This is a genomic window from Pseudomonas sp. ZL2, from assembly GCF_054788455.1.
On record NZ_JBGOGX010000014.1, the window covers coordinates 74,485 to 88,930 of the forward strand.

Annotated in this window: 11 protein-coding genes; 6 read left to right on the plus strand and 5 right to left on the minus strand. The window is 64.1% G+C overall.

The genetic code is table 11. The features are described 5' to 3' along the window. Positions 1-183 precede the first annotated feature (183 nt). A complete protein-coding gene (locus ABM562_RS12560; protein ID WP_460422166.1) occupies positions 184-843 on the minus strand; it encodes a YcxB family protein in 660 nt (219 codons plus the stop codon). Between the two features lie 99 nt (positions 844-942). Beyond that, positions 943-1,668: a hypothetical protein gene (locus ABM562_RS12565; protein ID WP_460422168.1), complete on the minus strand. Its 726-nt coding sequence runs from the start codon at positions 1,666-1,668 to the stop codon at positions 943-945. A gap of 270 nt (positions 1,669-1,938) precedes the next feature. Between ABM562_RS12565 and eprS the strand changes: the two genes are divergently transcribed. Together eprS and ABM562_RS12575 are read left to right on the plus strand one after the other, a co-directional pair. Continuing rightward, a complete protein-coding gene (gene eprS / locus ABM562_RS12570; RefSeq protein ID WP_460422170.1) occupies positions 1,939-4,938 on the plus strand; it encodes an autotransporter serine peptidase EprS in 3,000 nt (999 codons plus the stop codon). 172 nt (positions 4,939-5,110) lie between these two features. Continuing rightward, positions 5,111-8,128 (plus strand): autotransporter outer membrane beta-barrel domain-containing protein, encoded by a 3,018-nt coding sequence (locus tag ABM562_RS12575; protein WP_460422236.1) that lies wholly within the window; start codon positions 5,111-5,113, stop codon positions 8,126-8,128. Between the two features lie 165 nt (positions 8,129-8,293). Here ABM562_RS12575 and ABM562_RS12580 read toward each other — a convergent pair whose 3' ends face one another. Beyond that, positions 8,294-9,325, minus strand: coding sequence for a hypothetical protein (locus ABM562_RS12580; RefSeq protein WP_460422172.1), 1,032 nt, complete (start codon positions 9,323-9,325; stop codon positions 8,294-8,296). 582 nt (positions 9,326-9,907) lie between these two features. On the opposite strand from ABM562_RS12580, the gene ABM562_RS12585 reads away from it, so the two are divergent. Both ABM562_RS12585 and ABM562_RS12590 read left to right on the plus strand, forming a co-directional pair. Further along, positions 9,908-10,549 carry a dTMP kinase gene (locus ABM562_RS12585; protein ID WP_134062688.1) on the plus strand — a complete coding sequence of 214 codons (642 nt, stop codon included), beginning with the start codon at positions 9,908-9,910 and terminating at the stop codon, positions 10,547-10,549. A 74-nt stretch (positions 10,550-10,623) separates the two neighbouring features. Continuing rightward, positions 10,624-11,142, plus strand: coding sequence for a GNAT family N-acetyltransferase (locus tag ABM562_RS12590; RefSeq protein WP_115089580.1), 519 nt, complete (start codon positions 10,624-10,626; stop codon positions 11,140-11,142). Between the two features lie 18 nt (positions 11,143-11,160). Here ABM562_RS12590 and ABM562_RS12595 read toward each other — a convergent pair whose 3' ends face one another. Then, entirely contained in the window at positions 11,161-12,429 is a 1,269-nt protein-coding gene (locus ABM562_RS12595) for a flavohemoglobin expression-modulating QEGLA motif protein (RefSeq protein ID WP_233674377.1), read from the minus strand. A gap of 145 nt (positions 12,430-12,574) precedes the next feature. Here ABM562_RS12595 and ABM562_RS12600 point away from each other — a divergent pair, with 145 nt between their 5' ends. After that, positions 12,575-13,051, plus strand: a complete 477-nt coding sequence (locus ABM562_RS12600; RefSeq protein ID WP_115089582.1) for a nuclear transport factor 2 family protein — start codon at positions 12,575-12,577, stop codon at positions 13,049-13,051. On the opposite strand, the gene ABM562_RS12605 is transcribed toward ABM562_RS12600, so the two are convergent. Beyond that, positions 13,048-13,749, minus strand: a complete 702-nt coding sequence (locus tag ABM562_RS12605; RefSeq protein ID WP_460422175.1) for an EthD domain-containing protein — start codon at positions 13,747-13,749, stop codon at positions 13,048-13,050. The two genes, ABM562_RS12600 and ABM562_RS12605, sit on opposite strands and share 4 nt — an antisense overlap. A gap of 220 nt (positions 13,750-13,969) precedes the next feature. Here ABM562_RS12605 and ABM562_RS12610 point away from each other — a divergent pair, with 220 nt between their 5' ends. Continuing rightward, positions 13,970-14,413 carry a nuclear transport factor 2 family protein gene (locus ABM562_RS12610; RefSeq protein WP_115089584.1) on the plus strand — a complete coding sequence of 148 codons (444 nt, stop codon included), beginning with the start codon at positions 13,970-13,972 and terminating at the stop codon, positions 14,411-14,413. The last annotated feature ends 33 nt before the right edge of the window (positions 14,414-14,446 follow it).

Below are 14,446 nucleotides of genomic sequence, written 5' to 3' on the forward strand. Positions count from 1 at the left end.
TTCTGCTAATCAGCGTTGCGATGCCCGGACGGCAAAACCGGAGGTCGGCCCGCTCAAGGCTAATGGCCATTAGGGCTGGTTTTGGCAGCATAGTCGGCGTTGTTTTACCTGCAAGGTGTTTTTGCGGGCAGGTGCTGAGCGGTAGTGCTCGAAGCGTATCGGTCTGCAGTGCTAGCACTGTGATCAGTTCGCTGAGGGCGTCACCGGGCACTGGCTCAGAAACGCTTGCAGCCCTTGCTGATATTCCTCGGCCGGCATCAGGTCACTGTGTTTGGCAATGAGACAGGCCACGCCCTGGCGCATCATGTCCGCGCTCGCCACGAGGTAGAAGTCCGGTGTTTCCTGCAGGCGCACGATCTGTTCCCAGGCCAGGGTGCTCTTGCCGCCGCGGGCTTTGTCGAGGGTAAAGCCCTGGTCGTCGAAGCTCAGGCAATAGGTGCTTTCGACGGATTTCAGCGGCGCCCGCAGCCTGGTTTCGATCAGCCGCTGATTCAGCCCGCGCAACGGCGCCCGGGGCTTGGCGTGGTTGGCGGCAATACGCGCTTGCAGGTGCTTGATCCAGCGCCCGGAAAAACGCCACCAGAGCGGGATGAAGATCAACGCGAACAGCACCATGGCAATGACGTTCTGCGCGGTGAAGCGTCGCTCGGGGAAATAGAGCGCCAGCATGCCGCCGACCAGGCACAAGGCGAACATCAAGGGGCCGACCAAGCGGCGTTGCCACCGGGCAACATTGGCCATCGCCTGGGCCTGCTGCTGATCATGCTTGAGCATTTCCTGCTTCAGCGGTTCGGCGATCCAGGCCTGGATATGGGCGGGGGTGATGCTGTAGTGCAATTCCATGAGGGCTTGATCCGAGGTCCGTGTTCGGTGAGGGCGGCAGTTTAGCGAGTTTCGGGGGGGTGGGTAGCAGCGGTTTGTGCGCGTACGCGAACTCGCCGCTCAGGCTGGAAACTGCTCTATATGGCGCTCCACCCATTCGTACAGGCGCTCGTCGAGCCGAAGCCGCTGTTGGCTGAAACTGTCCCGGCAGGCGTTGAACAACGGATCCTGATTGACCTGCACGGCCAGCTCGATGGGGCTTTCGCGCTCGGCATGGGCTGCCCGTAGCTGTCGCTGGCGCTGATCGGCCTGTTCCAGGGTGTCCGCCAGGGCATCCAGTTGCAGGTGCCTGAACTGGGCGATGGCCTGCGGCAGATGAAAGTGCAGGGCACTGTCGAAGCCTTCCCAGTCCTCGAAGGCCAGCCATTCGTGGAGCACCATCAAGCAGCGCGGTGCCGGGGCCAGTTGCTCCAGCCGCTCGAAGGCCAGCCAGTACTGGCGTGGCAATTGTTCGGCGGTTTCGATGGACTGGGCGATCAGGTCCAGGGCCCGGGCCTTGTCCTGGTGATGTTTGCGCAGGATGCGCCGGGTCAGGGTGAAGCGCGCTTGTTCCAGAGCACTCAAGGCGCGGTTCAGGTCATAGCCTGCGTTGTGCAGATATTCCTGGGCTTGATCGGGGGGCAGCCCGGACTTGTCCGCCAGCACCTGCAGCAGTTCGGTTTTGTAGAGTTCGGCAGCCTGCTCGGGGTTGCTTGCGCAGCGTTCCAGCAGGATCTGGGCGTGGCGCAGGCTGATGGGGATCAAGCTGCGTAGTCGTTGCAGAGCGTGGATGTGCGTCGGGTCCATCGACTGGGGTGCCTCGGGGTGTGCTGGTGGTTGGGGATGGCGGGCCGCACCTGTCACGGCTCTGTGTGCAGGGTGTGAGCCTTTCGCCATCTTGCCGGACAACCTGGTTATCGTCACGGAACTCGACGCTAGGTGTTGCACAGATATTCGACGTAGGAGCAATATTTGCAGCCGCAGGCTGCTTCCTTGGCTTGCGGCCGAGCAATGCAGCGACACACTGGTCGACCCAGGACGGGCGACCCGACAACAAAAACAAGAGAAGTCATCGACATGGATGTTAGATGTGATCAGCTCAAGACGCTGACGGGCACCCTGTGCCTGGCGTTCGCCACCGGGCTGCCGCTGTCGGCTGCGGCGGCCTATCAAGAGACCGGCCGCCCGGGCGACCCCGCCAGCTGGCGGTCGGCCGAATACCAGCAGGACTGGGGCCTGGAGCGCATGCAGGCGAGCCAGGCCTATGCCGCCGGGATCACCGGCGCCGGGGTCAGCATCGGCGCCCTGGACTCGGGTTTCGATGCCGCCCATCCCGAGGCCAGCCCCGGACGTTTTCAATCGGTTACCGCCACCGGCCAGTACCTGGACGGCACCCCGTTCAGTGTGTCCGGGGTGCTCAATGGCGCCAACGACAGCCATGGCACCCATGTCACCGGCACCATGGGCGCGGCCCGTGATGGCGTTGGCATGCAGGGCGTGGCCTTCAATGCCCAGGTTTACGTGGGCAACACCAACCACAACGACAGTTTCCAGTTCGGCACCGGCCCCGATCCGCGGTATTTCAAGGCGGTCTACGGTGCCCTGGTGGATGCCGGTGCTCGGGCCATCAACAACAGCTGGGGCAGCCAGCCCAAGGGGGTCAGCTACCAGACCCTGGGCGACTTGCGCGCGGCCTACGCCCAGCATTTCCAGCAGGACACCTGGCTCGACGCTGCCGGCGACGTGGCGCGCCGTGGCGTGATCAACGTGTTCAGCGCCGGCAACAGCGGTTATGCCAATGCCAGCGTGCGCTCGGCGCTGCCGTACTTCCAGCCGGAGCTGGAAGGCCACTGGCTGGCGGTGTCGGGCCTGGACAAGAACAACCAGCAGAAATACAACCAGTGCGGCATCGCCAAGTACTGGTGCCTGGCGACCCCGGGTGCGGCGATCACCAGTACCGTGCCCGGTGGCGGCTACGCCACCTACAACGGCACCTCGATGGCCGCACCCCATGCCACCGGGGCCTTGGCCCTGGTCATGGAGCGTTATCCCTACCTGAACAACCAGCAGGCCCTGCAAGTGCTGTTGACCACCTCGCGCCAGCTCGATGGCTCGCCGACCCAGGGGCCCAGCGACCGGGTGGGCTGGGGCGTCCCGGACCTGAGCCGGGCGTTGCACGGCCCCGGGCAGCTACTGGGTGAATTCGACGTCACCCTGGGCCGCGGGCAGGGCGATATCTGGAGCAACGGTATCTCCGACCAGGCCCTGCTACAGCGTCAGGCCGAGGACGCCGCGGAACGCCAAGCCTGGCAGCAGACCCTCAAGGATCGCGGCTGGGAGAATGGCCTGGCACCGGGAGCCAGCCAGCAGGATCGCAGCGACTATGCCCTGGGCATGGCCCGGGACGCGGCTGCCGCGCAGCGGGTCTACCAGGGCAGTCTGGTCAAGTCCGGGGCCGGCTGGCTGGTGCTCACGGGTGACAGCAGCTACCGCGGCCCGACCCGGGTCGATGGTGGATTGCTGGCGGTCAACGGCAACCTGCAATCGGCGGTGACGGTCAACGCAGGCGCTACCCTGGGCGGCAACGGCCGGATCGGTGCCCTGACTGCCAGCGCCGGGGGCGTGGTGGCCCCGGGTAACTCCATCGGTACCTTGAATGTCGCCGGCAACCTGGACTTGCAGCCGGGCTCGACCTATCAGGTGGAGCTTTCGCCCACGGCCAGCGACCGGCTCGTCGTGGGCGGTCAGGCCAGTGTCGGTGGCGCCAATCTCAGCCTGGTGCCCCAGGCGCAGCCGAACCTGTTGGCCGGTGGCCCGGTATCCAGCCTGGTGGGGCGCCAGTTCGACATCCTGCAGGCAGCGGGTGGGGTCAACGGGCGTTTCGCCCAGGTCCAGCCCGGCTACCTGTTTCTGGGGACCGTACTCGATTATTCGGCCAACGACGTGCAGCTGGACGTGACGCGCAGCGGCACGACGTTCGCCAGTGTCGGTGCCACGGCCAACCAGCGCGCCAGCGGCGGCGCCGTGGAGCGCCTGGGACCGGGCAATCCCGTGTATGAAAGCCTGCTGCTCTCGACCTCGGCGGACCAGGCCCGGGACGGCCTGCGGCAGCTGTCCGGGGAGATCTACCCGGCGCTGGACTCGATGCTGCTCAGCCAGGGCTCGGTCTTGCGCGATGCCTTGGGCGAGCGTGTGCAAGGTCCTGCACTGAATGCCAACGCGCCTGGAACGACTGCGAGCGAGTCAGGCTCGACCCAGCTCTGGCTCAAGGGCCTGGGCAGCTGGGGACGCATCGAGGGCGTGCAGGGCAGCGAGTCCTATACCAGTTCCCTGGGCGGCATGCTGCTGGGCGTGGACCATGACCTTGACGAGCAGACCGGCGCCGGCCTGGCCGCAGGCTACAGCGACAGCTCCCTGGGCATGGGCGGCAGCCACTCCCGGGCCACGGTCGACAGCTACCACCTGGGCGCCTATGCCCGCCACGACCTGGACCAGTTGCGCTTGAGCCTGGGCGGCAGCTACAGCTGGCACCGTGCCGAGGTCCGGCGCGACTTGGCCTATGCCGAGGTGTCCGGCCGCCAGCGCGCACGGGTCGATGCCCGCAGCCAGCAGTTCTTCGCCGAGGCGGCCTATCGCCTGGCTTTGCCGGCGCTGCAGTTGGAGCCCTTCGTCAACCTGACCTACCAGCATCTGGACCGCGATGCCTTCCATGAGAAGGGCGATGCCGCGGCGCTGCATGCTCGCGACGAGCAGCGTGATGCCTGGCTCAGCACCTTGGGCCTGCGTGGGCGCCAGCAATGGCAACTGGGCCCGCAGCAAGACCTGCAGCTGGCGGCAAGCCTGGGCTGGCAGCACCGCCTGAGCGGGACCCAGGATCGCGAGCACCTGGCCTTTGCCGGTAGCGACCTGCCGTTCCGGGTGGAGACTGCGCCGGCCTTGCGCGATGCCGCGCTGGTGGGGCTCCAGGCACGGGTGGGGCTGACCCGCGACCTGGACCTGAGCCTGGACTACCAGGGGCGCCTGGCCAGTCGTGAGCAACAGCATGGCGCGGGACTCAACCTGCAATGGCGTTTCTGAAGCGCTGTGGCGCTGGTGGGGCCAAGGGCTCGCCGGCCAGGCGTTGCAATACGGAGTTTGACCAACGCGGTTTTTATCAATGCAACTAAGGAAGGTCGTAGTGAAGCAAGTCAGAAAGGATGACAGCGCGCTCGGGCAGGGCTGGTCCCTGGCCCCACTGGGTCGCGCATTGATGGGCTGGGCGGCGCTGATGGGCACGGCCCAGGCCGCACCCTACGTGGAGAGTGGGCGCCTCGGCGACGCCGGCAGCTGGCGCAGCAGCGAATTCAAGGCCGATTGGGGGCTTGGGGCGATCCACGCCGACAGCGCTTATGCCGCCGGCTACAGCGGCAAGGGGGTCAAGCTGGGGATCTTCGACCAGCCGGTATACGCCCAGCACCCCGAGTTCGCCGGCAAGGACAAGATGGTGACCCTGGTCACCACCGGCATCCGCCAGTACACCGACCCCTACATCCCGGTGAAGGCCGGCGATGTTTTCCGCTATGACGGCAGCCCGTCGGTGGGCTCGGATGGCAAGCTCGGTTCCCACGGCACCCACGTCGGCGGGATCGCCGCCGGCAACCGTGACGGCGTGTCGATGCACGGCGTGGCCTTCGATGCGCAGATCATCAGCGCCGACAACGGCGACCCCGGCCCCGAGGATGGCATCGTCCTGGGCAACGATGGCGCGGTGTACAAGGCCGGCTGGGACAGCCTGGTGGCCAGCGGCGCGCGGATCATCAACAACAGCTGGGGCATCGGCATCACCGATCGTTTCGCCAAGGGTGGGCGCAATCCGGAGTTCCCGCATTTCACCGTGGACGATGCCCGGGCGCAGTTCGCGCAGATCCAGCCACTGCTGGGCACCATGCCCGGTGGCGCCTATGACGGGGCCATCGCCGCCGCCCGCAGCGGGGTCATGACGATCTTCGCCGCCGGCAACGACTACAACCTGAACAACCCCGATGCGATTGCCGGGCTGGGCTATTTCGTGCCGGAGATTGCCCCCAACTGGCTGACCGTGGCGGCGTTACAGCAGAACCCCGACACCAGCAGCGCCAACCCGTACCTGATCAGCACGTTCTCTTCCCGTTGCGGCTATACCGCGAGCCTCTGCGTATCGGCCCCCGGCACCCGGATCTACAGCGCGGTGATTGGCGGCACCAGCCTGGAAGACCTGACCCAGGGCTATGCCAACAAGAACGGTACGTCCATGGCCGCGCCCCATGCCGCCGGTGCGGCGGCGGTGCTGATGGAGCGCTTCCCCTACATGAGCGGCGCACAGATCGCCAGCGTGCTGCGCACCACCGCCACCGACATGGGCACGCCCGGCATCGATGCCTTGTACGGCTGGGGCATGATCGACCTGGACAAGGGGCTCCGGGGCCCGGGCATGTTGGTCACCGAACAGGACATTCCCGAGGCGTTCCGCATCGCCGGTGGCTACGGCCCGAGCCAGTTCGTGGTCGATCTGCCGGGTATCGGCGCCCTGGTGGATGCCGGCAAGCCGACCCAGCGGCGCTGCAACGACCTGGGCTGCGGGCTGGACCTGTGGAGCAACGATATCGCTGGCCATGGCGGCCTGACCAAGCAGGGCATCGGAACCCTGGTGCTCACCGGTAACAGCACTTACTCCGGCCCGACCCTGGTCAACCAGGGACGGCTGGCGGTCAATGGTTCGCTGCAATCGGCGGTGACGGTCAATGCCGGCGGCGTGCTGGGCGGCAATGGCCGGGTCGGCGCGCTGCTGGCCAACGCCGGCGGCGTGGTGGCGCCAGGCAACTCCATCGGCACCTTGCACGTGAGTTCCGACGTGACCTTCCAGCCGGGCTCGACCTATGCCGTAGAGGTGGATGCCGCTGGCAGCGACCGCCTGGTCAGCGATGGCAAGGCTTCCCTGGACGGTGCGAACCTGGCCCTGGACCTGCAGAACCCCGGGGTTTCGCTGCAGTCCCAGCGGACAACCAGCCTGGTGGGGCGTCAGTTCGACATCCTGGAGGCCGCGGGCGGCGTGCAGGGCGGTTTCGCCAGTGTGCAGTCCAACTCACTGTTCCTCGGTGGTGGCCTGGCCTATACCGGCAGCGGGGTGCAGCTGGCGGTGCAGCGTAACGCCACTTCTTTCGCCAGTGTCGGCTTGACCGCCAACCAGCGTTCGGTGGCCGCGGCCGCCGATCAGCTCGGCGCGGGCAACCCGGTCTACGAGAGCCTGCTGTTGTCGGCCAATGCCGGCAGCGCCCAGCAGGCTTTCGATCAACTGTCCGGGGAAATCCACCCGGCGGTGGGCAACCTGCTGCTCAACGACAGCCGCCAGTTGCGCGACGCCGTGGGCGAGCGAACCCGTCAGCAGGGCGTCGCCGCCGCGCCGGCCGTGGAAGGCCAGGACAACGGCCTGTGGGTCAAGGCCCTGGGGGCCTGGGGCAAGGCCGAGGGTGATTCCGGTCGGGCGCGCTATAGCAGTTCCATTGGCGGCATGTTGCTGGGGATTGACGGGCAGATGAGCGAGGACACCCGCGTCGGGGTCTTCACCGGCTACAGCGACAGTTCGCTGAGCATGGGCGATGGTCGTCATTCCTCGGCCAGCGTCGATAGCTACCACCTGGGTGCCTATGCCGGCAAGGAACTGGAGCAGATGCGCTTGAGCCTGGGCGGCAGCCATAGCTGGCACCGGATCGAGACCAAGCGCGAGCTGCAGTACAACGAGGTCAGCGATCGCCAGAAGAGCAAGCGCGATGCCCAGAGCACTCAGGTGTTCGGCGAGGCCGCCTGGAAGGTCGCACTGCCGAGCATGGCGCTGGAGCCGTTCGCCAACCTGGCCTATGTGCATATAGCCAGCGACAGCTTCAAGGAACATGGCGGCGCTGCTGCGCTCAAGGGTGGGCAGGATAACCGGGATGCCTGGCTCTCGACCCTGGGCATGCGCGCCGGCAAGCAACTGCAATTGTCCGGCGGCCAGGCGGTGGAGCTTTCCGCCACCCTGGGCTGGCAGCACAACCTGAGCTCCACCGGGGCCGACCAGCACCTGGCCTTCGCTGGCCAGGGCGATACCTACAAGGTCCAGGCGCTGTCCCTGGATCGTGATGCGGCGGTGGTCGGTGCACGGGCGGGGATCGCCCTGGGTCGCCAGGCCCGGGTCAACCTGGACTATAACGGACTGCTGGGTAGTCGCGACAAGAGCCACGGGGTCGGGCTGACCCTGGACTGGGCGTTCTGAGGCCCCGGCAACAGATATGCAAGGCCCTGAGTGCCCAGCCGATGCCGGGTGCTCAAGCAGTGCATGGTGCAGCTGGCGATTCTGCGGGCGGAGCTGGCCTTCTCCCGCGCCATGCTTGAGCGCGATGCCCGCCACATGGCGCACCAGGTTACATCGAGGCGTTGCTCACGGCACCTGCAAGCTCGGCAGCGCTGCCCGACCTTGTGCCGACAGCAGCGGCTCAACCTGCTTCCAGCTGAAGGTCACGTCTACGTCACAGCCATCGCCGCTGGGCTGGTTGGCCAGGCGCATGCCCTGGGCGTCGAAACTCAGGTCGTAGGAGTCGTAGCTCGCCACGCCGGGGCAGTCGCTGTCCGCTGTGGCCTGAGTCTGGAGCCAGCTGGCGAATGCTTTCGGCAGGCTGACATGCCCGGAGTAGGGGCTGTACCACTCAAAACGCGCACCGATCCAGGTCCAGGGATCGACGCTTTCGCCGGTCTGCAGGTTCCAGGTATGCAGGCCCCAACTGATGCCGCCGCGACCATAGCCTGCGGTCCAGCGGTAAAACCTGACGGTGATCCACTGCGACGACCAGTACGTGGGGGCGACGCTGATCTCGCTGGTGTCGGCGGAGCCGCTGCGGCCCAGGTATTCGCGTCGCTCGCTGAAGAACGCTTGCTGGCCCTCGGAGCTGACCGCGAGACGTGCCAGGTGTTGATTGATCTTGCGGATAGCCGGGCCATCCCCCTCCAGCTTCAAGGTCACCTGGGCGCCTTGGGTCCTGACCTGATAGGCGTGCTCGCCGAAGGCTTCTTTCTCTACCTTGACCGGTAGCGGTGCCGCCTCCATTGGCGCGTTATAGGCGTCGCCACCACAGCCTTCGGCACTTGAACGCGTCAGCGCCAAGGGCAACGGCGTGCCGCCTGCGGCCTTGCTCCAGGTTCCGGCCAGCGTATCGCCCTGGGGCGCGTCCAGTTGCCAGAACCCCGTCTTGCCGGCTTCGGCCCAGGGTTCGCCGGCCTTTTCCCGGGTAAGCTGGATCGGCGTCAGGAAGCGTTGGTAGTAGTAACTGCCGTTGCTGTCGGGGGCGGCGTTGAAACAGGCGGTGATCGCGGTCTTGCCGAGGGTGCCTTGCCAGACGCCGACAAGGTCGCTGGGCGCGGCGTTGGCATAGCTAGAAGCACAGGCGAGCGTCAGGAGGGTCAAGGGTTTGAGCATGCGGATCGGGCTTCCAGTTGTCTGACGGGCGGGCATCATATCTTAGGGGCAAACAAGTCAGTTGCTCCCACATCTATCTGCGACAAATCGCGATGCTGTAGGTGTTTTCTGTCAGACCGTTCTGAATCATACTTCCGGCGCCGATGCTCTGTTGTGCCGGGCCCTTCATGGCCCTAGGCTGCTGCCGTCGTTGGAAAATCCAATGACCGGATTTAGCAGTCCGAACACGCATCTAGAGTTCAACGGAAACCGCTATATGGCGGCTGTACGTGGGGCACCTTCGGGTGCGCCGGTTTTGCTCTAGGTGCCCGGTCTGCTAACCCGCGTATAGCTGCCACCCTTCGTTTAGCAGCGAAGCGTGGTCGCTCCACCGCACCTTTGGAGCACGTTATGAAAAAGTTGGTCCCCGACCCCCGTCATTTCAGTTTGCATCGACCGCCCTCTGAAGCAATGCATTGCGCACAGTGATGGGTGTCTCGCCTTCGAGCTACAGCTCGATGCTTGGCACAAACCCGAGATTCTGAGACCCGTCAGCCAGAAACCAGTAGAGTGTTCATCAATACATCAATCGTTGTTTGAAGAATGAATCGTCCGCTGTTTGTGTCTCTCGATGGGCCCAAGGGCACCGGTAAAACCACACTGTTGGAGGCCGTGACGAAAGCACTGCGGGCAGACAACAGGAAGGTGATCCGACTGTGCGAGAAAAAAAGCGATCCCTACAGGGGTGAAACAATGGCCCTGGTGAACAAACTCGTCAGAGACCCCTGCCGGGATCTGGAGCTGGGGGTGTGTGAGCGCTTCGCTGATAGCCGTTATTGGATTTCCCAGCACGTGCTGACTAAACAGCCCGCAGACAGCATCATCTTGATCGATCGTTGGTACCCGTCTGATGCTGCGTTTCGCCGGATAGTCCCGTTTGCAGAGATTCTACAGTTGAACATGGATCGAAACGTGCGAGTGCCAGACCTGCATGTCGGGGTTGTCACCGCCCCAGAGGTTTCATGGGCGAGGGCAGCGGCACGAAGCCGTGGGCTGAGCAGTACCGTGATGCATAAGCTGGAGGAACAAGTCGCTAGTACCGAGGCGTTCGAGCGAGCGATTGCCGATCACGGCTGGGTTTTATGCCGCAACGAAGGAACAATCGAAGACGCAACGATGCAGGTGGTCTCCGAGATCTACAAGGCGCTTCGAGGGGCCGGCCAAAACCCTCCATTGCGCAGTTGAGCACAGCCGCCGAATTTCCTTCGGGACGTGTGTGATGTGGCGCTGACGATGGCGATGGAGTTTTGAAGGGAGCAATGACTGAAATGGACAGCCTGGTTATCCGTCGTGCCAGCGCACTTGATGCGCCGGCGGTGTTGAACCTCTTTGATGAAGTAATTGCCTGGTTCGTTGGCATGGGCAATGTGGGGCAGTGGGGCAGTGAACCATGGTCACAGTCACCTCGGCAGATTGAGCGGGTGACGGAAGCCTGTACGCTACCTGAGGCGTGGGTGGCAGAAGATTGCGCAGGCAGGATTTGCGCCGCATTGGTCCTGGGCGAGGCCATGCCCTATGTGCCTTGTGCTAGCGCGCCGGAGATCTATGTGAGAATGCTGATTGCCTCGCGTGATACACGGGTTCGCGGAGTGGGTCGGCGTCTGTTGGCCTTTGCCGATGAACGCGCACGGGCTGTGGGAGTAAGTCGCTTGCGCGTGGACTGCTATGGCGGTGGGAAGAGGGCGCTGGTGCGCTTCTATGAATCCTGCGGGTATGAGCCGATTTCAGCTTTCAGCGTGGATGGCTGGCCAGGTCAGTTGCTGGGGCGTAGTTTGTGACGCGGGCGTTATACCGGCCTATGCATCGACTTCATGTTCATCTTCAACATCCATGAACCGTTGCAGGTCGAGCACATCCAGATTGATCCGGGCGATAAAGGCCGAAAAAGCAAGACCGGCGGCGAGCCGCCGCAGGTCGCTGGCCCAGGCCGGAATAAAGGTTGGCCCCACCAACCAGCCCGACTCAAACAGCGGCGCCAAGTGCAAGGTGTCGCCCAGGCTCAGGCGCCCGGCAAACAAATGCCCGACCAGCTCCGGGCGGTTGTCGCGGATCGCTACGCGCAGCAAAGTGTGCACGCCGAGCAGCCCAGTCAGGTACGCGGCATCCTTGGTGAATGCCGAACCACCTCGCACATTGGCGCCACGGAAAATCCGCTGCGTTGAGCGCAAGGACTCTTCCGGCGACTGGCCAGCCTTGAGAAAGCCTTCGAACACCTGGATGAAGTCGGCGCCATCGAGCGCTTGCTGCACCGCGAGCACGCGCAAGGCGAGGCGCCGCAAGCGGTTGATATCCATGCTGCCGGTGAGCAGTTCAGCCAGCGTGGCAATGCCTTCTTGTGTCTGGGTGGTGCGTGGCGCCCCCAGGGCCAGGCATTTGAGGTTGGGCTGGCGCGCACCGTTCTGTGCGGTGGCCACGTGCACAAAAGCCTCGTGCTGCAGCAACTGCTGCTTGTCCAGTTCGCTGAACAAGGCACTGGCACGCAGGCGAATGCGGCTTGTCCCGGCAATTGCCTTGGCAGCCAGGCCAGGCTCAAGCTTGATGCTGATCTGGCCTGCACCAAAAAAGCGGTCCAGCTCCGGTTGCAGCCAGGCCGCAAACACATCGGCCGGAATGTCGGCAGGGCTGGGGGGAATATGGTTGCCACCCAACAGGGCGTCGGTGGTTTTCAGAAAAAAATGGGCGGCGTCCAGCATGCTCAGCTTTTGCCTGGGGTAGTAAAAGTCCGGGCGTCGGTACAGCGCCGAAGAGTACCGGGTAAATGCCGGGGTACCCATGGCCCCCAACATACGCCCGGCCGTGGCATAGCTGTGCGCGGTCCTGGCGAGAAAACGGCCCGCCGGATGCCCCTGATCGCAATGCTCGACAAAGCTGTCCAGCGCCGCGATGTCGGCGCTGTGCTCGCGCGGCCTGAACTCGACCTTGGGCAATTGCGCCTTGCCGCTACGCCATTGGGCGAGGAAAACCTCCTCACTCCCCTCGGGCCACGCCAGAGCATCGAGTACGCGGATCTTGCGGGCCAAACCGGGCAATGCGGCATCGAGTTCAGATAGCGACAGGGCACTCATGGCATTCACCTTGAGAGTCGAAGATTCATCGTACCAGCTTAGCCCCTGCCGGGGCGTGGAGCGTCGTAGTCCGGCCGGACGATGACGCCCGTGGGCATCGACCTATCCTGTGGGCGATCCCTCCCCAGCGACAGGAGTACCACTGATGGCCATTACCCTGGACGACATTCTCGAGATCGAGCAAATCAAGCAGCTCAAGTACCGCTACTTTCGCGCGGTTGACTGCCATGACTGGGCGGCACTGGAGGAGTGCCTGGCTGAAGACCTGACCACCGCCCTGGATAGCGGCAAATACAGCTTCAACAGCCGGGCGGCCTTTATTGGAGGGCTCAAGGCGATTCTCGACCGCCCCACGTTTCTGTGCAAACACCAGGGGCATCATCCCCAGATCGAGATCCTGGGGCCGGACACGGCCCGCGGCACCTGGTACCTGGAAGATCACGCTATCGACCTTGAGGGCGACTGGATGCTGCACGGTACCGCCTTGTACCAGGACGAGTACGTCAAGCGTGACGGACGCTGGATAATCGTTGTGACAGGCTACCGGCGCATCTTTGAAACCGTGACGTCACCGATTCCCGCACAGCTCAAGGTTACCGCCAACCTGTTTGACCAGCGCTAAAGGCGATACTGACTGGTGGGCAGCACGTCGATCTTGTCGAAATCGATAAAGCGCGCACAGCTGTCCATCATGATCGCCAGGTTGCGCTGGAATTTTGCCTCATCGCCGACTGCGTTAAAGAAGGCCAGCGGATCGGTCATCGCCGCGGGCGGGAAGCACTCTTCGACGATGGCGTCGATGGGCGGGGCGCCGTGGGTCAGCACTTGTACCACCAGATTCTGCACGTACTGGAAGTTGTCCTGGGTATCGATGGCCACTGCCGTGTGGTGGTTGCGCCAGATGTCCAGCCAGGCGTGCGGGGTCAGGCGAGGAGGGCGAGTCAGCAGGGCGATCTGCGCGAAACCGTAGGTCCGTTCGCCGGGCGCGCAGGGAAAGCGCGTGTTGCGAATGGCTTCAGACTCACACACCAGATAGGCCGCCATACGGGCCGTTGCCTCCAGGATGAGCGTGTCAAACGGATGCCTGGCACTGGCATTGGCGCTGTCCAGCCACAGCGACAGGCTGGCATCCGGCAGAGGCCGGTTGTTCTCCTGGCGCAAACCTGCCGCGGGGGTGACGTCGGTGTCGGCCAGGTTCAGTTGCAGCCTTTGGGCACCCAGGGCCTGCAGTTGCGCGGCAAGTTCGTTGCGCAGTTGCCGGGCGAAGGTTTCGCGCGGGGTCTGCGTGTCGCGCCAGAGCAGGTAGATGACTTTTTCCATGGCGATCAAGTTCCTTCGCAGTTGTTCAATGAACGGGCGGGGTATCGACTCGAAGCCATGCTGGGGTCAAAGCAAAGCAACGGAATCCTCCGAACAGACTACTGAAGCGGCGATTGGCTGACGCCTGCCCAAACGCATCGCTACAGCTAGTCCCAACAGACGATCAGCATTCGCTCGCGGCTCGATAGACTCAACTCACCCCAATTGCGAGGTCTGCCGAATGAGCCTGGAACAACGCATTGCCCACCTGGAGGCGCTCGACGCCATTCGCCAGCTCAAGCACCGCTATTTCAATGCCTGTGACCTGAAGCAAGTGGCGGTAATCCGCGACTGCTTTGCCGAAGGCGAGATCCTGATCGACTACGGCCCGGTAGGAGTCTTTCGCGATCGCGACAGCTTCGTGGCGCTCTATCAGCAACTGGCTTGCCAGGACCGGGTGATTGACCTGCACCACGGCGCCAACCCGGAAATTCAATTGACCAGTGACGACGAAGCCCAGGGGCGCTGGGCACTGTACTACTTCAACCTGGATGGCGAGAGCGGCGCCACGCGGCAACTGGGTGGCATTTACCTGGATCGTTACCGGCGCATCGATGGGCAGTGGAAGTTGATCGAGACCTGCTTCAGCGCCCATTCCGTGGTGGTGGGACAGGCAGGTGCCTAAACGGCTGTACCTCCCCCCTGAGTAGCTAAGCTT